Here is a 21,161-nt window from a genome sequence, read left to right on the forward strand (position 1 = left end):
GGTCACTCATGGCGTGGTCTTTATCTTTCCGCCGGAATTGCCGCGATTCTGTTCGTCGTGCTATTGATATCGGCACTGGTCATTGATTTCTGCCAGCCTGCCGATGTAGGAGGACGCCAGATATTTCCAGCAGTCCTCCACGGTAAAACTTCGGCTTTCGGTCCCGGCTGTGAAGTGCCCATGGCCGTGATTCTATGCGTCCGGCTCGGGCGTGAGTAGAGCCCGAGTACCAGCTGTCGGTGTGGCGCAAGACAATATCCCCTGGTATCCGCGCCCTTTCTTACTCAGGCCAGCTGAACATGGTCATCGTCGCCAACACCGGCGCCATCCCCGATCTGGAGGTCTTTAGCTCCGGGTTTTCCCAAGCGTTTTCCCACCTTCGAAAGGGCTCGCAAGGGCGATGACGACCGCAGGCTACAGAGGCAACACTCATAGGGTTCTCCCGACCATAAGATAAGGCATGGACTTCGAGGATGCGCTCTGGACGGTGTTGGGAGCCGTGCTGATTCTGCTAATGGTTGCAGACGTCTTCCATACACTCCTTTACCCGCACGGGTCCGGCCCGGTCTGCAGGACAATAATGCGCGGATTCTGGCTTCTCTCCAGATTGAGAGGGCGCGCTTCCACGATCGCGGCTCCCTTGGCAATGGCCGCTGTTATTGGCGCCTGGGCAGGGCTGGCCGTCATGGGCTGGGCTCTGCTCTACCTGCCACATTTGCCGGACGGATTCGTTTACGAAAGCGGTGTGCCGCAACGGGGTGACTTCGTCGAAGCGGTCTACATCTCCATGGTCACTCTATCCACCGTTGGGTACGGCGAAATAGTGGCAGGCCATCCTCTGCTCAGGCTGGTGGCGGCATCCCAGGCCGTTACCGGGTTCGGGTTGCTCACGGCCACGGTCTCCTGGATCCTGCAAACCTACCCGGCTCTTAGCCGTCGCCGGGCTCTTGCCCACCGCCTGAACCTGTTCAGGGAAGCGGCCGGTCCTGAGGGCGCATCTTCACTGGATCCACGGCATGCTGCCGGGCTGCTCGAATCACTGGCCGGGAACGTGGCTTCGGTCAGCATAGATTTGCTCTCATTCCATGAAACCTATTACTTCCACGAAGTCGAGCAGAGGGGTTCCTTGCCGGCCACCGTCACTTACGCACAGCAACTCGCGTCCGAAGCCCAAGCCAGTGAAAACAAGGAACTCCGATTTGCCGGACGGATGTTGGATGCAGCCCTGGAAGATCTCGCCGCAGTACTTCGCGGCAAATTCGGTCATCCAGGGACGACGTCCTCGGCCGTGTTTGACAGCTACGCACTGCACCACCGGCACCGTCAGCCCCGCGAACCGAACACAAAATAGCCTCCCAGCGTTGCCCAGACTGACGTCGCATGTGCTCGGGTCCGAAATATGGCTAGCGCTGGGGCTCCGGCCATTGTCGTATAGGGTTGGGCAACGGGAGCTGCCATCGCCTGGTCCATCGGAATGCTGGCCCCGCAGTAGGGGCGGCATGGACCTTAATGACCGCTTATGCTGCCGTTGGTCATCGTCCTCGGAAGCGTTCTCTTGCTCTCAATCCCCGCGCTGCAATGGATGGTCCTGCGACGTTTCGGTCGCCAGGGATCACCCACCTATTCGAAGGCGGACCTACGCCGATCAACCTCGGAAATCTTCCAGATGTCAGGCTTTACGGTATGGAACAGGCGTCCTGTTATGGATTCGGGAATCACGCGCATGTATATGTTCTTTTCCCCTGGCTCCCAAGGCTGCAGACCCAGAGTGTCTGCAGCCTTCTTTTCGAGAGGGTCAAGAACGATCCGGATTTTTCCTTGGGCCACCACGCTCCACGCCATCTGCGTCCGCGGTTTATACCCGTCAACTTCTAACGCGGATTCAACGTCTAGACCCGCCCAAAACTTGCTGCCGACCGCTGACCTGAAGACCAAAGTCTCCCCGTCGACAACGTAATTAATCGGGAAGATGTCCGGACGGCGCTGGACGACGACTGCGAGCCGACCAACAGTGTCCGACCGCAAGAGATCCCAGCAGGCTTCCGGGCCGAGACGCTCAACCGCATTCTTGCCAGCCTTTTCCATGGCGAGATGGTACCCCTGATGGCAGACCCCGGTTAGGGGCTTACGTCCTAGTGCGGTGCGGCAAGCCCTCGTACGAACGGCGCTTTACCAAGGGCTGTCCGTTCGAGGTGATCGGCCAGCTGCACGTCCACCCGGGTTTCCACAACGCCGGCCGCGTTGAGCGCGCCGATGACAGCGGCGCGGACTCCCTCGATGGATGCCCCGGGAGCGAGGCCTGCCAGGAGGACCCGGAGCCCCGAGGCCTCCTGAATGACTTGCCACCCCGCGCTGCCGGCTTCATCGAGTACGTGGTGGAACACGATCGGGTGGATGCTGACCGGTCCTTGCCTGCCTGGCAGGTTCAGAATGTCTTCGAGCCGCCCTTCGATGTCTCCCAGCAAAGTGAAAGCGCGCCCGCACGGGCAGCCTCGTCCGCCCAGTCTGACGGAGTCGGACATTTCGTACCGGATTAGCGGCAGGGTGCGGGAGAACAGCACGGTCACGAGGAGCCTCGCCCCAGTAGTGCCGGGCGGCACGGGGTTCCCGTCCTGGTCCACCGGTTCGATGATCAGCAGGTCCTCGTAGACGTGCCGGTTCCGGTAGGTGCAGGGGGAGGCGATCCCGGCCGTTTCGGTGGCGGCGTAAACGTCGAAGGGCGCGCTTCCCCACGCCGCTTCGAGTTCCGCTGCGGTGTGCGGGGTGAGCACTTCGGAGGCGGACATCACGCCCTGGGGTGAGATGTGCAGACGTCCGGCATGCTGCTCCGCGGCGAGAGGTTTCAGTGCTGAGGCGTAGCCGACCAGGATCCTGGGTTGGAACCGGTTCAGCGCGGCGACCGTGTCCTCCATGGGTGCGGTGACGTCCAGCCGGAGGGTGGGGACAAGCCGGGAGCGCAGGGACGCTCCGACGACGGCGGACTGGTGGGTGGGGACGCGGGAGCTGACCAGTGCCATTTTCAGTGGCCGGGTCGGCCCTGCGGAGATCCCGGCCCAGTCGTTCGCCCGGGCATAGGAGGCCAGGACGGTGCCCCATTCGGAGCGGTTCCAGATGAAGGTCCCGCGCCGGCCCGTGGTTCCTGCCGTCGCCGCAGCCCACCACCGGCCCTGCCATGGCACTCCCGGGTCTCCGCCGCTTTCGGTCAGTGACCGCAGGTGCGCCTCCAGATCCGCCCGCCGCAGGTCCGGGGTGGTGACTGCCTCGTCGAAGTGGGCCATCAGGTCAGCCTTCGTCACAGGAGGCAACTGATCCAAGGGCGCGTCGTGCAGTCCTGTGTGGTGGCGCCGGTAGAACTCCGAGCCGGCGTAGGCTGCGCGGCGCAGCTCCTGCAGGGCATGGTCCTGGTGGGCGGTGATCCGGGCGGCGTCCCAGTGATCCCTTCTCCGCCACGCGGCCCGCAGGAACACCACCCGGGAGATGAGGCGGAGGTCCATAGTGGGGGCCTAGTGGGTCCCGGCCGGGGCCAGCGGCCGGACCGGGCGGGCCGTGCTTGCCTCCGGTGTTTCGGGCCGGGGCAGCCGCAGCCTCTTGAGCAGCAGGGCGTTGACGGCGACCAGGAAACTGGAGCCTGACATCGACAGGGCCGCGATCTCCGGGCTGAGGACAATCCCGGCGAACGCGAAGACCCCGGCTGCGATGGGCAGCGCTATCGCGTTGTATCCGACGGCCCAGCCAAGGTTCTGGCGCATCTTCCGCAAAGTCCCTTTGCCGATCCGCAGGGCGATCGGCACATCCAGCGGGTCCGAGCGCATCAGCACGACGTCGGCCGTTTCGATGGCCACGTCGGTGCCGGCGCCGATCGCGATGCCAAGGTCGGCCTGGGCAAGGGCGGGGGCGTCGTTGACACCGTCCCCGACCATGGCGACTTTCTTCCCCGCCTGTTGCAGTGCGGCGATCTTCGCTGATTTGTCCCCCGGGAGCACTTCGGCGATGACGGTGTCGATGCCGAGCTGGCCTGCGATCCTTTGGGCGGTGGCTTCGTTGTCTCCGGTGAGCATGACGACTTCGATCCCGGCCTCGTGCAGGGCAGCGACGGCGGCCGGCGCGGTTTCCCTGGCGGCGTCCGCCATGGCGATCACCGCAGCGGCGCGGCCGTCGACGGCGACGAGCACAGCGGTCCGTCCGGTTCCTGCAAGTTCGTCGCGGACCGCGGCAAGCGGACCAAGGTCGATGCCTTCGTCGGACATGAGCTTGCGGTTGCCGACCAGGACCCGGTGTCCCTCCACGGTTGCGCCGGCCCCGTGGCCGGGGACGTTCAGGAAGTCGGTGGCGGCCAGGTCGGTGGCGCCGTGTCCCTGGGCGTGCCGGACCACTGCCGCGGCAAGAGGGTGTTCGGATTCCTTTTCCACGGCGGCGACCAGAGCCAGCAGCTCGTTTTCATCGATGCCCTCAACGACGACGTCGGTAACTTCCGGTTCGCCCTTGGTCAGGGTGCCCGTCTTGTCCATGACGACGGTGTCGATCCGGGCGGAGACCTCCAGCGCGGTGGCATTCTTGAACAGGACACCGCGCTTAGCACCGAGGCCGGTGCCCACCATGATGGCCGTCGGCGTGGCAAGCCCCAACGCGTCGGGGCAGGTAATGACGACGACGGTGATGGCGAACAGCAGGGCCGCCTGGACGCCGGCGCCGAGGGCGAGCCAGGCGGCGAACGTCACGGTCCCTCCGATCAGTGCGACCAGGACCAGCCAGAACGCGGCCCTGTCGGCCAGCCGCTGGCCCGGTGCCTTGGAGTTCTGGGCTTCCTGGACGAGGGCGACGATCTGGGCCAGGGCGGTGTCGGCTCCGACCTTGGTGGCCCGGACCCGCATCGTGCCGGTGGTGTTGATGGACGCGCCGATCACCTCCGAACCGATGGTTTTGGTCACCGGAAGGCTCTCGCCCGTGACCATGGACTCATCGACCTCCGACTGGCCGTCCTCGACCTCCCCGTCAACGGGGATTTTCGATCCCGGCCGGATCAGCAGCAGGTCCCCCGTCTGGACCTCGGAGGTGGGGATCTCGACCGTGTCCCCGTCGCGGATCACCACCGCGACCGGAGGGGCAAGCTCGAGCAGCGTACGGATGGCTTCGTTCGCTCCGCCCCTTGCGCGCATTTCAAACCAGTGGCCCAGCAGCACGAAGGAGGCCAGGACGGTGGCGGCTTCGTAGAACACCTCACCACCGCCGGTGAGGGTGACCCAGACGCTGTAGAGCCAGCCGGTGCCGACGGCGATCGCGACCAGGACCATCATGTCCAGGGTGCGGGCCTTCAGCGCCCGGTAGGCGCCGTCGAAGAAGATCCAGGCCGAGTAGAAGATGACCGGCAGGGACAGGGCCAGGGCCAGGACATCATCGCGGAGCCCGAACGGCGTCGGGGCGGTGAAACCGAACATGTCCCGGCCCATCGGCGACCACAGCGTCACGCCGATCGACAAGATCGCGGCGACCAGGAACCGGTTGCGCATGTCCTTGACCATGTCATCCATCGACATTCCGGCATGGTGTCCGCCGTGGCCCATCATCTCCTGCGGCGTCCGGGGCATCTCGCCGTGACCTCCCGGGCCATGGCCGGCATGGCTGTCCGCCGGCGGATGGGCATGCCCGGCACGGGGTTCCGCCGGTTCCGGCGCCTGTCCCGGGTGCATTCCCTGGTGATCAGGCTCCACCGGATGCACAGGCTCATGCTTCATCTTGGGGGTGCGCATGGTTTCGTCCATGGGGTAGCAGACGTGGTCGGGGACCGATTCGCCCCGGCAGTGGTACCCGCAGTCCCGGATCCACCGGGAGATCTGCTCCACGGAGGTCACGACCGGGTCAAAACTCACGGTCGCGGTCTGGGCGACCGCGTTCGCGTCGACAGCGGCGACTCCTGGCCGCTGCAGCAGCACGTGTTCCACGACTGCTTTGGACGTGGCCCAGTGCAGGCCACGCACTTCCACGACAGTGCTCTTCAGAGGCGTGCTCACTGCTCCCGCGGCGGGCTTCGGACCGGCAGTCATGGTGTGTCCTTTCGCAGGGGTATCTGAGGAGGACAGCGGCGCGGTTCACCCGCTGTCGGACCTTCACTGCGTAGAGGCTCCCGCCCGCGACGACGATTTCCGGTTACCCCGAACGTATACCCCTAGGGGGTATACGTCAAGGTCTTCGGCCGGACCTGGCGGACAGGCCGGCAGGTCATGCTCCGCGGCCGCGGCGGAGCACGGTGAGGCGGGCAGTGTATTCGCTCTCGTCGATTTCGCCGCGGGCAAACCGTTCGGCGAGCAGATTCTCCGCGATGCCCGGTCCCGGGGCGCCGCCCTCGTACCGGCGGCCTCCGGCTCCCATGGTGCGGGCGAAGAGGATGATGGCGGTGATGACGGCGCCCCAGAACAGGACGAAGCTCACCCCCATCAGAATGTAGCCCCAGACACCCATGTTCCCGTCCCAATACATCATTGCTGTTTCCTCCCTGCACCGGACGCACCAGTGCCCTGCGGTTCACTATCGTCCCGCCCGGTCTGCGGCGTCAGAGTCTTTGGTCCTCTTGCCCTGGCCGGTCGGCGGAGCACAAGCCAGAGCGAGGCCAGGACCAGGCCGGTGGCGGTAGCTCGCTGGGGAGGAACAGGGAGACGCCGATGCCAATGACGGGCACGAGCAGCGTCCAGGCAGTCAGGAGGTCCAGGCGGGGTGCACGCCTTCCGTGAACCAGGCCAGGAACGCTGCCGCCGTCCCGACGAGGGAGAGGAAGAGCATGAATGTGATGAACTGAGGGGTCCAGTTGATCGCCTGTACCAGCGGCGAGCAGGACCAGCCAAGCACCTGAACCGGCGCCACTGCTGAGTCCGACCACTAGCAGGCCGACGAATCCGGCGATGATCCCGAGCAGCGTCCGTGCCAACAAACATTGCGCGAAAGCAACCGCGGTATAGGCTGGAAGTTCTGTACGATGTTCACGGCGGCGGCAAGGCGTGGCTCCAGGCTCCTGCGCAAGTATCGCGCCTCAAACTGTCGAAGGATGCCCGATGACGGTTCTCGACCCTGCCAGGTCCGGTCAGTTCCGCACGGCAGCCCAACACGCTTCGCGCCGGGTGCCTATCGCGCAACGCGACGAGCTGGCCAGCCACGTCCTGGACGCCATGCGTGGCCAACACTACGAAAGTGCTGCAGCGGTCGCGGTCCTCGATGGTGACCAGCTGCTCGGCCTGGTCACCATCGAGCGGCTGCTCGCCGCCCAACCCACCGCTCCGATTAGCCTGCTGATGGACGCCAACCCTCCCGTTGTCGCGTCCTCAACCGTTCAGGAGCAGGCGGCTTGGAAAGCCGTCCACCACAACGAGCCCACCCTCGCCGTCATTGACGAGGGTCGGTTCGTCGGTCTCGTACCCGCCACCGCCCTTCTTGAGGTGCTGTTGACAGAACATGACGAGGACTTGGTCCGTCTGGGCGGATTCCTGCGATCTGCATCACCTGCTCAGATGACCACGGTGGAGCCGGTGCTGCGTCGCCTTTGGCATCGCCTCCCATGGCTGGGTGTTGGGCTCGTCGGCGCGTTGCTGGCGGCCGGGATCGTGGGCAACTTTGAAGCCGATCTGGCTGAGCATGTCCTCATCGCTTTCTTCGTCCCCGGCGTGGTCTATCTCGCCGACGCGATCGGAACGCAGACGGAAGCGCTCGTCATTCGTGGCCTTTCGCTTGGGATAGGCGTGCGGCGCATCGTCGGGCGCGAGATCGCCACCGGTGCGCTTCTGGGTCTGATCCTCGGAGGGGTGTCACTGCTCCTTGTGGGATCAATCTGGCGGGACTGGCATGTCGCGTTGGCCGTCGCGCTCTCACTGCTGGCTGCCGCTTCGATCGCTACCGTCATTGCCCTGGTTTTGCCCTGGGGGATCAGCAAACTGGGCAAGGACCCGGCCTTCGGCTCCGGGCCCCTCGCCACGGTGACACAGGACCTCCTGACCGTGATGATCTACCTCACTACCGCCTCAGCCCTCGTGGTGTGACGTCCCGCCGCTGCGATCGTCTCGTGCCATGGCGGCTCTGCCGGGCGGTCTGTCCGCACAGGACTCATGCTGTTCCGGCCCCGCTACTCGCCTCTTTGGATGCCCGGAAGCGTGGTGTCGTCGGTTATCCGAGCAGGAAGGGGTCCACCGCGCAGATCGCGGACCGGATAGCCGAAATCTTGCGGCGTTCGGGAAACGACGTGGACGTAAGCCAGGCCCTCGTCGGTTCCCATCCTATCGAGGTGTTGCGGTCGGTCGAGGAAGTCCAGTAGTCCGGCGCGGGTAGGCGAGGCAGCTGCGAGGCTGGCGCCGACAACCACGGCGACCATCGCCATCGGAACCAAGCCGCTCGTGTCCCCGCTCACGACGATCAGCACCATCGCGGCGATGAAGCTCGATCCCATCAGCAATGGAGAAGACCAGTGCCGGTAGGGTCAAGAACAACCCCTTCTTGTTCCCGCGCAGGGCGAGCACCCCGATGATAATCCTGCCCGGCAGGACCACGGACAGGTCGATGACATGGATGGGGTTCATTGTCAGCCCAGCTATTTCCAGGCTCGACGGTGCCTGCCCCGAAAGGGTAGCTGGAACTAGTTCGCTCAACCACAACAGGGCGAAGAGCCTGCCGGTGACGATCAGGACCCACCCGGCGAAAACGCGGGCCCAGAGCTGCGTCGCTCTAAGGGAGCCAGCGCGCATCCTAATCGCACTCACGAGCCTACCGAGCACGCCCAGCTAGTCCGTGCAGAGGGTTCCCTGTGATCGCGCGCGCGAGTGGATGCCGCGCCCGGCGCCTCTCGTTGAGGTTCGCCGGTGTTAGTCTCTTGCCATGCGCGCAAAATTCACGCTTCGGTGGATCGTCGCGGTGACGATCGGCGAGGCGACGGGGTTCGCCGTCACTGCGGGCGCGGGGATCCTCACGATCGTCATGGGGATCGGGGCCCCGTGGAGCCTGATCCTCGTGGTGGCAGCCGGTGCGATCGAGGGTGCGGCCCTGGCGACCGGACAGTATCTCGCGATGGAACAGAACCGACCGCGAAGGGGCTTGTGGCTCGGCGCGACGGCAGTCGCGGCATCCGTTGCCTGGCTGCTCGGCATGCTGCCGAACACGATCGGGCTCCGCATCGATTCCTTCGGTACCATCGCGTTGCTGGTTGTCGGGGCGCTCGTGCTTCTCGGCAGCATCCCGTTCGCCCAGTGGCTGGCCATGCGACGGCCGGGCACGTTCCGCTGGGTGCCGATCAACATGGGCGCCTGGCTCGTGGCGATCCTGTGGACGGCTGCGCCGTCGCCCTTCATCGACGAGGGGAGCCCGATCCCGCTCGTCGCAGCACTCTACGTCCTCGCTGGCTTCCTCATGGCTGTCACGATCGCTGCGCTGACGGCCCCCATGGCCAGGTCGTTTTTCGGCCGATAGCCGCGCTCGTGTGCCCGCGGTCGAAGAGCCCCCATCGCGAAGCCCGCAACCGCGGTCCAGAACGCCGCCGAAGCGCGCCGGAGGAGCAGGAGCACAAAAGCGAGCAGCCGGGTTCCCCCGACCACGACGAGGTGGATGATACGGCGATTCCCGTAGCGACAGAGTGCTGCGGCGTCCGGACTGTCGCTCGTGGCATGTCAGGCCGGGGATCTCACGGCTATTGTCGTAACATGCACCCCGTGACGCAAAGGCTTGCCCCGGTCGACGAGGCGAACCTGGTGCTCGATCACGTCGGCCAGGTCAACGTGTTCCTCGTCGCCGGTCTGCTCGCGCCGGGCGGTTTCCTGGCTCCGGATGGCACCACGGATATGGCCGAGCTGCGGGCGGCTCTCCGCGAGCGGATCGCGGCGCTGCCGGCGCTGTGCAGAAGAGCTGTCCTGGTGGGTCGTCGACACCACTGGATCGACACCGCGCCCGACCTCGAGCACCACATCCGCCTCGTGGAGCCCGTCGATGGTCTTGCGGGTCTCGAGCACAAATGCGCCGAGCTCATGAGTCAGCCGCTCGGGTTGGATCGTCCGCTGTGGGAGATCCTGGTGGTGCCGAGTGCGACGGCGGGAGAGCTCGGAGTCGTGCTGCGCATCCATCATGCGGTCGCCGACGGGATGGCGGCGGTGGCGATCGTGCAGCAGCTCTTCGATGCGGGGGAGCCGCGGGAGGCACCGGCGATGGCACGCCGTGTGCGGGTGCTGACGGAGGCGCCGAGTCGAACGCTGTGGCAGACCGTGCGTCGGTTGCGTGTCGGTCTGCACCGCATCCGCAAGACATTGCGGGGTCGTGACATCGGCGCCACGGTGCTGCTGGGTGAACGCAGCGCGCACCGCGGGGTCGTCTTTCTGCGTACCGACATCGAGGCGCTCGAGACAGCGGTGCGCACGCAGGGTGCCACGGTGAACGATGCCCTGCTCGCTGCTGCGGCGTCCGGCTTCCGAGCCGCCCTGACGGCAGCCGGTGAGCCGATTCCCGCCCGGCTGATGGTATCGGTGCCGGTGGCGCTGCGGCGACGCGGGACCGCGGGGAACCAAGTGGGGGTCATGCTCGTGGGGCTGCCGCTCCGCGAGCCCGACCCCGGTGAGCGCTTGCGGCTCATCGCCGCGCAGACCCGCGAGGAGAAGGCCCGGGCGAGGGACCAGGGCACGCTCGAGTTCATGCGCGGCCCGATCGGCGCGCGCATCCTGGACCGCGTTGCTCGGCGGCAGCATCTCGTCGCCGGGATCGTCACCAACGTGCCGGGCCCCGAAGGCGCTTTCCGCCTCGCGGGGGCTCCGGTCGTCTCGCTCTGGCCGGTTGGGGTGCTCGCCGGCAACGTACGGTTCGGTGTCGCGGCTGTCTCGTACACCGGCAACCTGTTCTGCGGCATCCACTTCGACGCGACGAATGTGCCGGGCGCCGCGTTCGCGCGCGCCATGGGCGAGGAGATGGCGCGCCTCGGTGCGTGAGCCTCAGTGGTGGGATAGGAGTCTCGCGAGCTCCGCTCCCCAGCGTCGCGCGCGTTCCAGTTCCCCGTCGGCGACCGGCCCTGCATAACCGTGCACGCCGAACGTCTCGGGCTTCGCGACCGGCCGGAATCCCAGCCCGACAAGCCGTTTCATCGCCTTCTTCGCCGCCGACCCCGGGAGCCGAGGACTGACGACCCGCGTATCGAACGTCGCCACGGGAACTGCGCGACCCGGCGAGGTGTGCGCTTCGATCCACTCGCGGATGCCTCGTGCCGGGACGTGCTCGGCACCCTGTTGCTTCGCCGACTCGCGTGTCGACCCGGTCGACATGGAGAACGCGTGGGTCGGTCCGCCGACCACGAGAAGATCAACGTCGGAGTCCAGCGCGCTCGGCGCCGACGCCGCGTCCACTACGTCAGTGCGTTCGCCACCGATTCCGGCGGCGATCTCACGCGCGAGCTGCTCCGTGTTTCCCCAGAGCGATTCGAAGACTACTACTGCACGCATGATGCTCCTCCCTCTCCTTTGCCGACAGTGTAGTGCCGCCCACGCCACGGCGCACCCCGAAAGGCGCGTTCCACAGAGTCCGGTATGGTCACGACCAGACAATGCCACATCGCGAAACGGAGAGATCGGAAGAGATGCCAGCCCGTCGTCGCCGGTCTGGAACGACATCGACGAGATCGAGGACAAGCTGTTCGGCGCCGGCCCGGACGTGGCCCGCGCATCAGGACATCGATCTTCGAGCAGAACCGGCAACTATCACCATTTCCGGAAGTGTAGTCATGGAAAAGGGCCGCGGCGCCTACCGGCAAGACCGTCCGAAGACCAGAGCCGGCTTCTCCACCATGAAGGTGCCTCCATTTGCCGCGCAAACCCTCCGACGCAGGCATGCAGCCGAGCAGCCCAGGCCCGAAGACATGTTGTTCCCGTCCTCCACAGGAACCGTTCGCAGCCCACATAACTTCCGCAGGCAATGGCGGGACTCCCGCGCTGGATCCCCTATGAATGGGTAACCCTGCATGTCTTCGGTAAATCCGTTGCCACTCTCATCGACAAGGAATACAGTTCCACACAAGCTGCCGCCCAGTTGAGTCATTCCGGAACCGCAGTCACGGAGAAGCATTAGATCGCAACGGCAACCGAATCGCCGGATCTCACTGAGGCACTCCAAGAGTCTGGCAAAGAGCCACCGCCTCATCCGGAACGAAAGTCCGTGTGAACGCTGGAACTCTTCCCAAAGCGTGTGGTTTCCGTGTGGTTGGCCCGAAAACTGGCAAGAGAAAAGCCCTCCAACCCAACGTTTCCGCAGGTCAGAAGGCTTTTGCAGTGGAGCTAAGGAGATTCGAACTCCTGACCTCTTCGATGCGAACGAAGCGCTCTACCAACTGAGCTATAGCCCCGGAACAGTCCGTGTCCCCGGGAAGGAACGGCGGTACCGGTGACCTTAGGCTACAAATTTTCGTCCCGCATTGCGAATTGACACTCCGCGCCCGGACTAATGGGCGGTTGGGTCTGCTCCGGGCGAACCCGGTCGGGTATCAGGCGCGGCGGCGCTGCAGGACGTCGTCGAGGTTGCTTAGGGCGCTCTGCGCCTTGGTGAGGGGCTTGGCGGCGGGCGCGCCGGGCGTGGTTGCGGGAGCGCCCTGCTTCAGGGACGGTTTACCGACGGCTTTGGGTGCCTCGGGAAGGTCAAGCGGCTGGGGCGCCGGACGCTCGGCCTTGGCGGCCTCAACGTACACCGGCTTTGGCACGTCCACCGGTTCCCAGGTTGTGACGGCCGGCGCCAGCGAAGCGGCGGCGGCGCTGGCATCTCCGGCGGCTACCGCAACAGCCAGTGCGGCTTCCCGGAGCTCCATCGCGGTAAGGGGCTTTGGCTTCGGCTTGGCCTGGTGGGCCTCGGCATCAAAGAGACGGTTTTCCGGCCGGGCGGCGGGACGCACTGCGGTGTCTGCGGCCGCCGCTCCCTGACGCCGGGCGGGGGCGCTCATCGCTGAGCGGAAAGCTGCGTTCACTTTGGCTTTGCGGTCACGCACAGCCAGGAAACGCAGCAGGAAGACGGCTGCAATGGTGGTGGCAAGGCCCGTGACCGGCGGCAGCGCGCTGCCGATTCCGAACGGCAGGAGAACACCCGAAACAAACGCGGTCAGCAACGCCAGGACACCAACGAGGGCGATCCCTGTCCTGCCATAGCGGATCCGGAACGCGCCGCGCGTCGTCGCGTTGCCGGACGTTTCCGTGGCGGTTTCGGGGCTCTTCCTGATCTCCATGGCTTTCTCCTGCTGGGCGGCGATGTTCAATACCGTCCCGGCTCTCGGGTCCGATGATTCAATGGCTGGTACTTCCGCCAGGAAGTCACCAGCGGCCTGGGCCTGGTGCCGGCGGTTCCGCAGAACGTAGGGCGCAACCCATACGATCCAGAGCACAACGGCAACCACAAGGATCACTGAGCTGCTTAGGGGGAAGTCCACAATCAAAACCGTATGAGCATTAGGGCAGCCGCCCCCGCATTAGCAACGGTGTGTCGCCGGCAACGTGGCAATTCACTGGATTTATGACCGTGGAAGTGCCCATGCAGGGTTCAGGTCCGGCGGGTCAGGACCGGGACGCGAGCCATGGGGCGAGCAGCCCCTCCGGGACCTCGTCAGCGGTCAGCGCGAAGGTCCTGTGGTCCGCCCACTCCCCGTTGATGTGAAGGAAGCGCGGACGGTAGCCTTCGTCACGGAATCCCAGCTTCTCAACCACGCGCAGGCTGGGGCCATTCTCGGGCCGGATGTTGATCTCCATGCGGTGCAGGCCGAGGGTCTGGAAGCAATGGTCTGTAGCCATGGCCACCGCCGTGGGTGCGATGCCGTGACCCGCGCGCGCCTGGTCAACCCAGTACCCCAGCGTGGCCATCATGGCCGAACCCCACACAATCGAGGACACGGTCAGCTGGCCAACAATGACCGGGGCAGCCAACCTGGGTGTGCGCTCAGTGATGAGGAACGGCAGGGCCGTCCCCTGGGCGGCCTGGATTTTCAAGGACCGCACCATCTGCCGGTAGTCAGGCAGCGCACCGCCTGGTGCCGGGTTGGATGCTTCCCAGGGCGCCAGCCACTCGCTGTTGCGCCCACGGACCTCGGTCCATTCCTTCTTGTCCCGGTACCGGATGGGGCGCAGGATCAGGTCGCCGCATTCGAGTGTCACGGGCCAGATGGATCCGGGGCGCACGGCAGTTATTTAGCGAGGCCGGCCGCGAAGCCCGGCAGCCACTCCCGCAGCCCGGGGCCAAGGTCGTCGCTGTCGATGGCGAGCTGGACGCAGGCCTTGAGGTAGCTGAGCTTGTCACCGGTGTCGTAGCGGCGGCCGCGGAAGACCACGCCGTAAACCCCGTAGCCATCACCATCGCCGGCTGCCAGCTCCTGCAGGGCATCGGTCAGCTGGATTTCCCCGCCCCGGCCCGGGCCGGTGTGCTCGAGCACGTCAAAAACTGCCGGGTGGAGCACGTAGCGGCCAATGACTGCCAGGTTTGAGGGCGCCTCATCCACGCTGGGCTTTTCGACGAGCTTGTTGATCCTGACGTAGCCTTCACCGTCGATCTCCTGCACATCGGCGCAACCATAGGCACTGATCTGGGAGGGTTCCACCTCGATGAGGGCCACCACGGATCCGCCGGTCTTGGACTGGACTTCGATCATGGTGCTGAGGAGTTCGTCCCGGGCATCGATCAGGTCATCGCCGAGGAGGACGGCAAACGGTTCGTTGCCGACGTGCTGCTTTGCACGCAGTACCGCGTGGCCCAGGCCGTTGGGGTCACCCTGGCGGACGTAGTGGATGTCACCGAGGTTGCTGGCTGCCTGGATGGACTCAAGTTTGGCCAGGTCGCCCTTGGCTTCCAGCGTGTCCTCCAACGAAGGAACCCTGTCGAAGTGGTCCTCCAGGGCACGCTTATTGCGTCCCGTGATCATCAGGATGTCGTTAAGGCCAACGTTGACAGCCTCTTCAACCACGTACTGGATGGCAGGCTTGTCCACCACCGGGAGCATTTCCTTGGGCATGGCTTTTGTGGCCGGCAGGAACCTGGTGCCGAGGCCGGCAGCTGGAATAACGGCCTTGCGTACTGTCTGCTGAGTGGTAGTCACTGGACTAATCTAACGGAGGGGCTGACCATTCAGTAATTGGTGGTGGCTCCTGAGCCAGCGCGGCGCAGACGCTGCAACGGCCACCCGAACGGCAACGAAGGAGCGGCATGCCCCAAGGCAGCAGTGAAGCCAAGGCGGACATCCGCGCACAGCATCGTGCGCGCCGCGCCGCGACGGACCCCACGCAACGCGACGCAGTAGGCGCCGCCCTGGCGGTCCACGGCACTGCTTGGGCTGAACAGCTCACCGGTGGGACGCCGTCGACCTTTTGCGCCTATCTGGGCGTGGCCCCGGAGCCGCCCACGCTGCCCCTGATCATCGAACTCCACCGGCATGGCCACAGGGTCCTGCTCCCTGTCTGCGAGCCCGGCCGCCGGCTGAGCTGGACCTACTGGACTCCCGGCGTCGAGTTTGTCCGCAGCCGCTACGCCCCCGTGCTGGAACCGGCCGGACCGCGCCATGGCCTCGGCATCATGGCCTCCGTTGCTGCACTCTTCGTCCCCGCTACGGCCGTGGACAAGGACGGCAACCGCATAGGCCAGGGCGGCGGCTACTACGACGTCCTGTTGGGCTCCCTCGCCGGGAACGGCCTTGAGATCCCGTTTGCGGCCATCGTCTTCGATTCCGAACTGCTCCCGGCCGGAAGCATTCCCGCCGAAGACTTTGACCGGAGGGTTCCGGCCGCGCTCACGCCCTCAGGTTTGATCCGGCTGCCGGACCCGGCCTGACGGAAGGCTGCCTACCGGGGGTGATAGAATTGGCACTCAGGCCCTACGACTGCTAATGGACGGTTTCCGCTCAGCGCAGCACAGGACCTCTCGTTTGCCCCCGAGGAGGATCACCAGTGCCCACTTATGCTTACGCCTGCAAGGATTGCGGCCACGCCTTCGACGTTTTCCAGTCGTTTACCGACAGCACCCTGACTTCATGCCCGGAGTGCCAGGGCGCCTTGCGCAAGAAGTTCAACAGCGTGGGCGTGGTCTTCAAGGGCTCCGGTTTCTACCGGACCGACTCCCGGGATGCCAAGGGAAGCACCGTTTCGGCTGCCCCCTCCGCCCCCGCGGCCGCACCGGCGCCGGCACCTGCCACGGTTGCCGCTGCCGCCAGCTGACCTCCCGCCAAAAAAGACGTACGACGTCGGCAGCACGGTTTTCCACATAGCCACCTTTGCTTCTGTCGGGCTCGGTTGCCGGAACGTAGCGTGGTTCCCATGCCCGCTACCCTCTTTCGTTCCAGCCGTGGATCCGCCCCGCCGGGACGCCCTGCCCGCCGTCCGCTCCCGTCAGCACGACCCCGGGGCGCGGGTGGCCACAGGCTGTTGTCCTGGCTGGGCCGGAACCGGCGCCTCGCAATAGCGCTCCTGCTCTGCCTTGCTGCCGGGATCACGGTCCATCAGCTCACTCCCCCGCCCGCCGATACGGTCTCGGTGTTGGCGGCGGCGCGGGATCTCCCCGCAGGCACGGCCTTGACAGCCACGGACCTGACGGCCACGAAAATCCCGCCGGGGATGCTCACTGCCGGGTCCATGTCCGACACCGGTGACGCCGCGGGAAAGCAACTGGCAGCCCCATTGCGGAAGGGCCAACTGGTGACAGACTCCCTGCTGCTGGGTCCCGGCCTCCTGACCGGAACGCCACCGGGCTCCGCAGCCGTGCCCTTGAGGATGGCCGATCCCTCCTCCATCCAGCTCGTATCGCCCGGGCAACTGGTCAACGTGGTGCTGACCGGGGCGAACGGCTACGACCAGCATTCCCCCTCGGAGGTGCTGGCTTCATCCGTTCCCGTCCTGTGGACGTCAGGACAAGGCGGCAAGACGGGTCAGTGGTTGGGCACCGGCGAGACCGACGGGCTGATCGTCGTGGCAGCAGCCCCGGAGCAGGCTGCCCGGCTGGCGGGAGCCTCCACTCAGGGCAAGCTGTTTTTCGTCCTGGTGGGACCCGAGGGCGGGGCCGGGTGACGCCGCTGCAGCCTGGAGGTCAGCCCCAGTGCGGCGGCTTGTTTTCCTTCAGCCATGCGTCGTGATCGTTGTCGGGGCCATCGCCCCAGCGCTTCGGGTCATCCTCCGCAGCCTTGTTGGGCAGGATGCCAGCTGTCCCAGGCAGCTGGCGCTCCGGCACAGCCGCGTTCCCGTTTCGTGCGTCGTCCGCCTGGTCGTTACCGTGTGTATCTGCCTGGTCGGCGTTCCGTGGGGTCACAACAACCGCCTCCTCACTGGCCAGGCGTCCGGCCTGGTCGTCGTTCCTGTCGTTTCCTTCGCTCGCAAGCGCGAGCGGGTCCACGTCCTCGTCAAAGAATCCGCCCGAAGCCGCGCCCCGTCCGGGCGGCAGAATATTCTCAAGGCCCAGGTAACCCGCGATCCGGTCCGCGCAGGCGGACGGGTCCGTGAAGACTTCGATGGTCCACAGCGGCATGTACCGCCAGCCCATCCGTTCCAGCAGCTGCGGACGGAGCCGGCTCCGCTCACGGACACTCATGATGCGGTATTGCTCCGTGCCATCCGATTCGATGGCCACCGGCCGCGGAATCTCGGCGTCGTCCTGCCCCATGGTGCTGAGCGGGTCTGCTGCGGCCACCACGTCAATCACGCCGTCGTACTGGTGCCAGACGCGGGCACCGCGGGCACGCAGCCGGTCACCAAGATCGGCGACGAGGGGATCGGCCCCAAGCGCCTGCTCACTGGCGGCGGCACGCGAGGCCGGAGTTCCGAGATCGGTCTTTCCCGCAATCTCACGGTTCAGGAGCTCGTAGAAGTCCACCGCGCCGTAGGACAGCCGCGTGTGATCGAGGTCTTCGGGCTGGAAACACGTCAGGACGTGGAGTGAACGCCGTGCACGTGTCATCGCCAAAGCGAATTTTTCCCGCCCGCCCTCAGCGGACAGGGGTCCGAAATTGTGCAGCGCCCGGCCGTGCGGAGTGCGGCCGAAACCGGGTGAGAAGATCACGTGGTCACGGACCAGGCCCTGCGCCCGCTCAAGGTCAACCACCCGGAACGACTCGGATCCTGCGCTGAAGAAGCTGGCCAGGCCCGGGTGGTTCGGGAGCTGAAGACGGATGGACTCACCGATCCGGGCAGCATGGCGAAGGCTGGCGGTGACCACTGCCAGCGATGTACGCGGCCGTGTCCGCGCGTGCTCAAAGACCAGCTGCACCACCCGGTTAACCTCGGCCACAACGGATTCGACGCCTTCGTGGTCGGCACTGGGCAGTCCGGTGCCGTCGGGAAGGTACTCCACCAGCAGCGCCCTGTCCAAGCCCGTGGCGGACTGTCCCTCGGGGAGCCTGCGGAGGGCGCCGTCGTAAGAGTTCTTGCTCAGCTGCAGGACCAGGTCCTCGTCAACCGCGCGGTAGACAAAATTCAGCCGCCAGACAGGCAGGATGGCAGACAGCGCCGAGAACGCGCTTTCGACGCGCTGGTGGGCCGCTTCACCGGCGGCCAGCCGCTCAACACCCACAGTGAACGTCCGGGGGCTGGCAATCTTGGCATCACCGAAAGCAATGACCTGCCTGGCGCGGGCGATGGCGGGCAGGACGGCCTGCAGCGACGTCGCTTCGGCGTCCAGGATGACCACGGCGTCGAAGCGCTGTTCCGCCGGCAGGAGCCCGGTCATGAGGTACGGGCTGACCGACCAGACCGGCACCAGCATGGGGACCAGCTCGGCTGCCTGGGCCGTCAGCGCGGCGAGGGTAACCCGGCCGTCCTTGAGCAGGCTCCTGAGGAGTTGGGCCTGGCGCGGGTGTTCCGCAAGCGCAGCACGCCACCGTTCGGACAGTTCCCAGCGCAGGCGCGCCGCGCCGCTGGCAATATGGGCGTTGTCCGCGAGCCGGTATTCGGCCTCAAGCTGCCGGAGTGCGTCCCCGTCAGACATGGCCAGGTAATCATCCCCGCTGATCATCGCTTCCAGCGCGGACTGCCACCAGGCCAGTTCAAGCTCGGCTGCGACGGACTCTGCGGGAACCTCCCGCTCCGCAAGATCGGCGAGGAGCTCCCCCAGGCCGTGCTCGCGCATGTTTTCTACAAGCAGGGTGCGCTCGGGCAGCGTTTTCAGCGTGTGGGTGTCGGCCACGAGCCGCTCCAGCCGCTCCATGAGTTCCTCATAGCGGGCCGTGGCCAGCGAACCGCCGGCCTGCGTGTACCGGAGGGCTTCCCCCAACTGGGTCAGCTCCCGGTCCAGGGACCGGTACATCACGTTCATCTCGGCAAGGCCCGAGGGGACAGCCGGATGGCGCTGCGAGGTGGCGTAGCCTGACCAGAGGGCACGCTGGTCCTGCACCAGCACCAGCGAGCTGTGGAGATCGGTGATGTGGACGCCCGGACGGACGTACTCCTTCGCGACGCGGCGCAGGCGGGAACGTTGCATCGAGGCCATGTCGACATTCCGCTCCCGGCGCCAGGCGGAGGACGCCGTGGCGGAGATGAGATCGTTGACCGGCCTGTCGAAGATGTCCGGTGTGAACTTGTCGAGGCTTTCGCGGACAGCCATGAGGAGCTCGAGCTGCTCCCCCCACTCCGAGAAGGACGTGCCAAGCCGGATTTCGGCGTGTTCGGCCACGCTGTTCATCCGGTCGCGCAGGACAGGCAGGTTCTTGGCCACTGACCGGGCGAGTTCCTGGGCCTCCTCGGTCTCCTTGCGGGTGAGCAGCCGGGCGCCGTGCCACGGGCTGGTAGTGGAGGCGCGGCTGAAGCTGCCAAGCTCGGCAGCGCGGCGAAGCCTGCCGGCGAGCTCGTTGCGGTCGCGGATGCTGTCCAGCACACTGCGCTTGAGCCGCACGGTGGTGGCGGGCGCGGGGTGGATGGAGGTCAGCTCGGCCAATGACTGCATGGCCTGATACGGCGAGCAGCCCCAGCGCTGGCGCACGTTATGCAGGGACGCCACGTGGTCCATCAGGGCGTGCCGGTGCTCGGTGAGGGTCCGGTGGAGGTTCCCCAGCTGCGGTTCAAGTGACTTTTCGTTCCGTACGATAGCCCGCACCAGCTGGGCCTTGAGCTGCTGTGGTGTGGCTGTGCCGGAGAGCTGGAACAGGATGGATTCAAGTCCCAGCGATTCCAGTTGTGCCGATACTTCATTCAGGCTGGCCCGGCGGTCACCCACCACCAGGACCGACCGCCCGGCGTCCACCAGTGCACCGATGGTGTTGATGGCCGTCTGGGTCTGTCCCGTGCCCGGCGGGCTGCTGACCACCAGCGAGTCTCCTGCGCGGGCGGCATCAATGACGTACTGCTGGTCCGGATCGGCGTCGAGGAGGAGGAGTTCGTCGTCCGGGTGGCGCGCGTCCACGCTCGGGAAGCGGGACGGGTCCGGCGCGGGTACATCAATGACTTCACCGCTGGCCGCCTTGGCCAGGGCGGCGACCAGCGGGTTGCCCTCGTTGATCCAGGGATCGTCCAGGTTGCCGGAGAGGTCCGCAAACGTGGACACCAGCAGATTGTGCTGGGCTTCGGCGCCATGGATGGGCCGGATGAGGGTTGCGAGCCTATCCAGGACAGGCTGGGGATCGAAGCGTGCGGTGCTGTACGCGAGGCGTGTCACGGCGTTGACGTCAAAAACAATGCCATGGATGGTCTTCAGGTGCCGGACCAGGGCCGGGTTGATGTTGGCCTGCTCGGTGAGCTGCAGTTCGTAGTCGTCCTCACCCGGGCGGACCGTGAGCGAGATTGCGGTGAGCATCACCGGCGCGGAAACCCGCTGGGGTTTGCCGCCAACAGCGGAGGTCCACACAACGGTGCCTGCGGAAAGGTATCCGGCATCTATGCCACGGTCATTACCGAGTTCGAAGATCTTCGAGCGGATGTTCCGCGATGCCCGGGCCGCGACGACGTACTGCTGGTGGTCGCGGATGAGTGTGGACAACCGTGTGCGGCGGCCGGCCATGAGCTGGGCCAGACCTGACGGGTGCGCATGGGTCAGGTCAATGGAACCTTCGGGGGTCTTGGTGAAACGCAGCATGGTGTCTGCCCCGGTGACGGGTTTAAGCCCGGACAGCCATTTTCCGAGCTCCTCAGAACCCTCCGCGTGGCCTTGACCAACTGACACTACTGCCTTCTTTTCTGCGTTTGCACGTGACGCCCTGGACCATACCGGCATACTTTCGAGCGTAGCCG

Annotated in this window: 19 protein-coding genes and 1 tRNA gene; 8 read left to right on the top strand and 12 right to left on the bottom strand. The window is 65.8% G+C overall.

Annotated features, from left to right (window positions below; translation table 11 throughout):
- Nucleotides 1-239: 239 nt before the first annotated feature.
- Both NIBR502772_RS23145 and NIBR502772_RS17575 read left to right on the top strand, forming a co-directional pair.
- A complete protein-coding gene (locus tag NIBR502772_RS23145) occupies nucleotides 240-404 on the top strand; it encodes a hypothetical protein (RefSeq protein WP_168223567.1) in 165 nt (54 codons plus the stop codon).
- A 242-nt stretch (nucleotides 405-646) separates the two neighbouring features.
- A complete protein-coding gene (locus NIBR502772_RS17575; protein ID WP_246848573.1) occupies nucleotides 647-1,351 on the top strand; it encodes a potassium channel family protein in 705 nt (234 codons plus the stop codon).
- 269 nt (nucleotides 1,352-1,620) lie between these two features.
- On the opposite strand, the gene NIBR502772_RS17580 is transcribed toward NIBR502772_RS17575, so the two are convergent.
- The 5 genes from NIBR502772_RS17580 to NIBR502772_RS22490 all read right to left on the bottom strand — a co-directional run bounded on the left by NIBR502772_RS17580 (nucleotide 1,621) and on the right by NIBR502772_RS22490 (nucleotide 6,855).
- The gene (locus NIBR502772_RS17580; RefSeq protein WP_141141145.1) at nucleotides 1,621-2,085 is read right to left on the bottom strand and encodes a pyridoxamine 5'-phosphate oxidase family protein; all 465 of its coding nucleotides are present in this window, start codon (nucleotides 2,083-2,085) and stop codon (nucleotides 1,621-1,623) included.
- 47 nt (nucleotides 2,086-2,132) lie between these two features.
- The gene (locus tag NIBR502772_RS17585) at nucleotides 2,133-3,494 is read right to left on the bottom strand and encodes a phenylacetate--CoA ligase family protein (RefSeq protein WP_141141146.1); all 1,362 of its coding nucleotides are present in this window, start codon (nucleotides 3,492-3,494) and stop codon (nucleotides 2,133-2,135) included.
- Between the two features lie 9 nt (nucleotides 3,495-3,503).
- Nucleotides 3,504-6,041 (bottom strand): cation-translocating P-type ATPase, encoded by a 2,538-nt coding sequence (locus NIBR502772_RS17590; RefSeq protein ID WP_210412315.1) that lies wholly within the window; start codon nucleotides 6,039-6,041, stop codon nucleotides 3,504-3,506.
- A 175-nt stretch (nucleotides 6,042-6,216) separates the two neighbouring features.
- The gene (locus tag NIBR502772_RS17595) at nucleotides 6,217-6,477 is read right to left on the bottom strand and encodes an SHOCT domain-containing protein (RefSeq protein WP_210412316.1); all 261 of its coding nucleotides are present in this window, start codon (nucleotides 6,475-6,477) and stop codon (nucleotides 6,217-6,219) included.
- A gap of 213 nt (nucleotides 6,478-6,690) precedes the next feature.
- Complete coding sequence (locus NIBR502772_RS22490) at nucleotides 6,691-6,855, bottom strand: hypothetical protein (protein ID WP_168223568.1); 165 nt, start codon at nucleotides 6,853-6,855, stop codon at nucleotides 6,691-6,693.
- Nucleotides 6,856-7,043: 188 nt separating this feature from the next.
- Here NIBR502772_RS22490 and NIBR502772_RS17600 point away from each other — a divergent pair, with 188 nt between their 5' ends.
- Complete coding sequence (locus NIBR502772_RS17600; RefSeq protein WP_141141147.1) at nucleotides 7,044-8,021, top strand: magnesium transporter; 978 nt, start codon at nucleotides 7,044-7,046, stop codon at nucleotides 8,019-8,021.
- 83 nt (nucleotides 8,022-8,104) lie between these two features.
- Here NIBR502772_RS17600 and NIBR502772_RS17605 read toward each other — a convergent pair whose 3' ends face one another.
- The gene (locus NIBR502772_RS17605) at nucleotides 8,105-8,431 is read right to left on the bottom strand and encodes a hypothetical protein (RefSeq protein WP_141141148.1); all 327 of its coding nucleotides are present in this window, start codon (nucleotides 8,429-8,431) and stop codon (nucleotides 8,105-8,107) included.
- Nucleotides 8,432-8,850: 419 nt separating this feature from the next.
- Between NIBR502772_RS17605 and NIBR502772_RS17610 the strand changes: the two genes are divergently transcribed.
- Together NIBR502772_RS17610 and NIBR502772_RS17615 are read left to right on the top strand one after the other, a co-directional pair.
- The gene (locus NIBR502772_RS17610; protein WP_141141149.1) at nucleotides 8,851-9,438 is read left to right on the top strand and encodes a hypothetical protein; all 588 of its coding nucleotides are present in this window, start codon (nucleotides 8,851-8,853) and stop codon (nucleotides 9,436-9,438) included.
- Nucleotides 9,439-9,677: 239 nt separating this feature from the next.
- A complete protein-coding gene (locus NIBR502772_RS17615) occupies nucleotides 9,678-10,937 on the top strand; it encodes a wax ester/triacylglycerol synthase domain-containing protein (RefSeq protein WP_246848574.1) in 1,260 nt (419 codons plus the stop codon).
- Between the two features lie 3 nt (nucleotides 10,938-10,940).
- Here the strand turns inward: NIBR502772_RS17615 and NIBR502772_RS17620 are convergent, their stop codons facing one another.
- From NIBR502772_RS17620 to galU, 5 genes are all read right to left on the bottom strand, one after another.
- The gene (locus NIBR502772_RS17620) at nucleotides 10,941-11,444 is read right to left on the bottom strand and encodes a flavodoxin family protein (RefSeq protein ID WP_141141150.1); all 504 of its coding nucleotides are present in this window, start codon (nucleotides 11,442-11,444) and stop codon (nucleotides 10,941-10,943) included.
- A gap of 823 nt (nucleotides 11,445-12,267) precedes the next feature.
- Nucleotides 12,268-12,340 (bottom strand) — tRNA-Ala (locus NIBR502772_RS17625).
- A 138-nt stretch (nucleotides 12,341-12,478) separates the two neighbouring features.
- The gene (locus NIBR502772_RS17630) at nucleotides 12,479-13,384 is read right to left on the bottom strand and encodes a hypothetical protein (RefSeq protein WP_141142139.1); all 906 of its coding nucleotides are present in this window, start codon (nucleotides 13,382-13,384) and stop codon (nucleotides 12,479-12,481) included.
- A gap of 148 nt (nucleotides 13,385-13,532) precedes the next feature.
- Nucleotides 13,533-14,150 (bottom strand): GNAT family N-acetyltransferase, encoded by a 618-nt coding sequence (locus NIBR502772_RS17635; protein WP_141141151.1) that lies wholly within the window; start codon nucleotides 14,148-14,150, stop codon nucleotides 13,533-13,535.
- A gap of 5 nt (nucleotides 14,151-14,155) precedes the next feature.
- Entirely contained in the window at nucleotides 14,156-15,061 is a 906-nt protein-coding gene (gene galU, locus NIBR502772_RS17640) for a UTP--glucose-1-phosphate uridylyltransferase GalU (protein WP_104062552.1), read from the bottom strand.
- A gap of 107 nt (nucleotides 15,062-15,168) precedes the next feature.
- Here galU and NIBR502772_RS17645 point away from each other — a divergent pair, with 107 nt between their 5' ends.
- The 3 genes from NIBR502772_RS17645 to cpaB all read left to right on the top strand — a co-directional run bounded on the left by NIBR502772_RS17645 (nucleotide 15,169) and on the right by cpaB (nucleotide 17,018).
- On the top strand, nucleotides 15,169-15,789 hold the full coding sequence (locus NIBR502772_RS17645; RefSeq protein WP_141141152.1) for a 5-formyltetrahydrofolate cyclo-ligase: 621 nt from the start codon (nucleotides 15,169-15,171) through the stop codon (nucleotides 15,787-15,789).
- Nucleotides 15,790-15,905: 116 nt separating this feature from the next.
- Nucleotides 15,906-16,172 carry an FmdB family zinc ribbon protein gene (locus NIBR502772_RS17650; RefSeq protein WP_141141153.1) on the top strand — a complete coding sequence of 89 codons (267 nt, stop codon included), beginning with the start codon at nucleotides 15,906-15,908 and terminating at the stop codon, nucleotides 16,170-16,172.
- A gap of 99 nt (nucleotides 16,173-16,271) precedes the next feature.
- Complete coding sequence (gene cpaB / locus NIBR502772_RS17655) at nucleotides 16,272-17,018, top strand: Flp pilus assembly protein CpaB (protein WP_141141154.1); 747 nt, start codon at nucleotides 16,272-16,274, stop codon at nucleotides 17,016-17,018.
- 19 nt (nucleotides 17,019-17,037) lie between these two features.
- Here cpaB and NIBR502772_RS17660 read toward each other — a convergent pair whose 3' ends face one another.
- Nucleotides 17,038-21,144 (bottom strand): AAA family ATPase, encoded by a 4,107-nt coding sequence (locus tag NIBR502772_RS17660; RefSeq protein WP_141141155.1) that lies wholly within the window; start codon nucleotides 21,142-21,144, stop codon nucleotides 17,038-17,040.
- Nucleotides 21,145-21,161 lie beyond the last annotated feature (17 nt).

The organism is Pseudarthrobacter sp. NIBRBAC000502772, assembly GCF_006517235.1.
Classification (GTDB): Bacteria; Actinomycetota; Actinomycetes; order Actinomycetales; family Micrococcaceae; genus Arthrobacter.

Excerpts from the sequence above, each read along its gene's own strand:
- NIBR502772_RS17585 (WP_141141146.1), bottom strand. The coding sequence starts at position 3,494 with ATGGACCTCCGCCTCATCTCCCGGGTGGTGTTCCTGCGGGCCGCGTGG.
- NIBR502772_RS17600 (WP_141141147.1), top strand. The coding sequence starts at position 7,044 with ATGACGGTTCTCGACCCTGCCAGGTCCGGTCAGTTCCGCACGGCAGCC.
- NIBR502772_RS17610 (WP_141141149.1), top strand. The coding sequence starts at position 8,851 with ATGCGCGCAAAATTCACGCTTCGGTGGATCGTCGCGGTGACGATCGGC.
- NIBR502772_RS17620 (WP_141141150.1), bottom strand. The coding sequence starts at position 11,444 with ATGCGTGCAGTAGTAGTCTTCGAATCGCTCTGGGGAAACACGGAGCAG.
- NIBR502772_RS17595 (WP_210412316.1), bottom strand. The coding sequence starts at position 6,477 with ATGATGTATTGGGACGGGAACATGGGTGTCTGGGGCTACATTCTGATG.
- NIBR502772_RS17645 (WP_141141152.1), top strand. The coding sequence starts at position 15,169 with ATGCCCCAAGGCAGCAGTGAAGCCAAGGCGGACATCCGCGCACAGCAT.
- cpaB (WP_141141154.1), top strand. The coding sequence starts at position 16,272 with ATGCCCGCTACCCTCTTTCGTTCCAGCCGTGGATCCGCCCCGCCGGGA.
- NIBR502772_RS17590 (WP_210412315.1), bottom strand. The coding sequence starts at position 6,041 with ATGACTGCCGGTCCGAAGCCCGCCGCGGGAGCAGTGAGCACGCCTCTG.
- NIBR502772_RS17660 (WP_141141155.1), bottom strand. The coding sequence starts at position 21,144 with ATGCCGGTATGGTCCAGGGCGTCACGTGCAAACGCAGAAAAGAAGGCA.
- NIBR502772_RS17575 (WP_246848573.1), top strand. The coding sequence starts at position 647 with ATGGCCGCTGTTATTGGCGCCTGGGCAGGGCTGGCCGTCATGGGCTGG.
- NIBR502772_RS17580 (WP_141141145.1), bottom strand. The coding sequence starts at position 2,085 with ATGGAAAAGGCTGGCAAGAATGCGGTTGAGCGTCTCGGCCCGGAAGCC.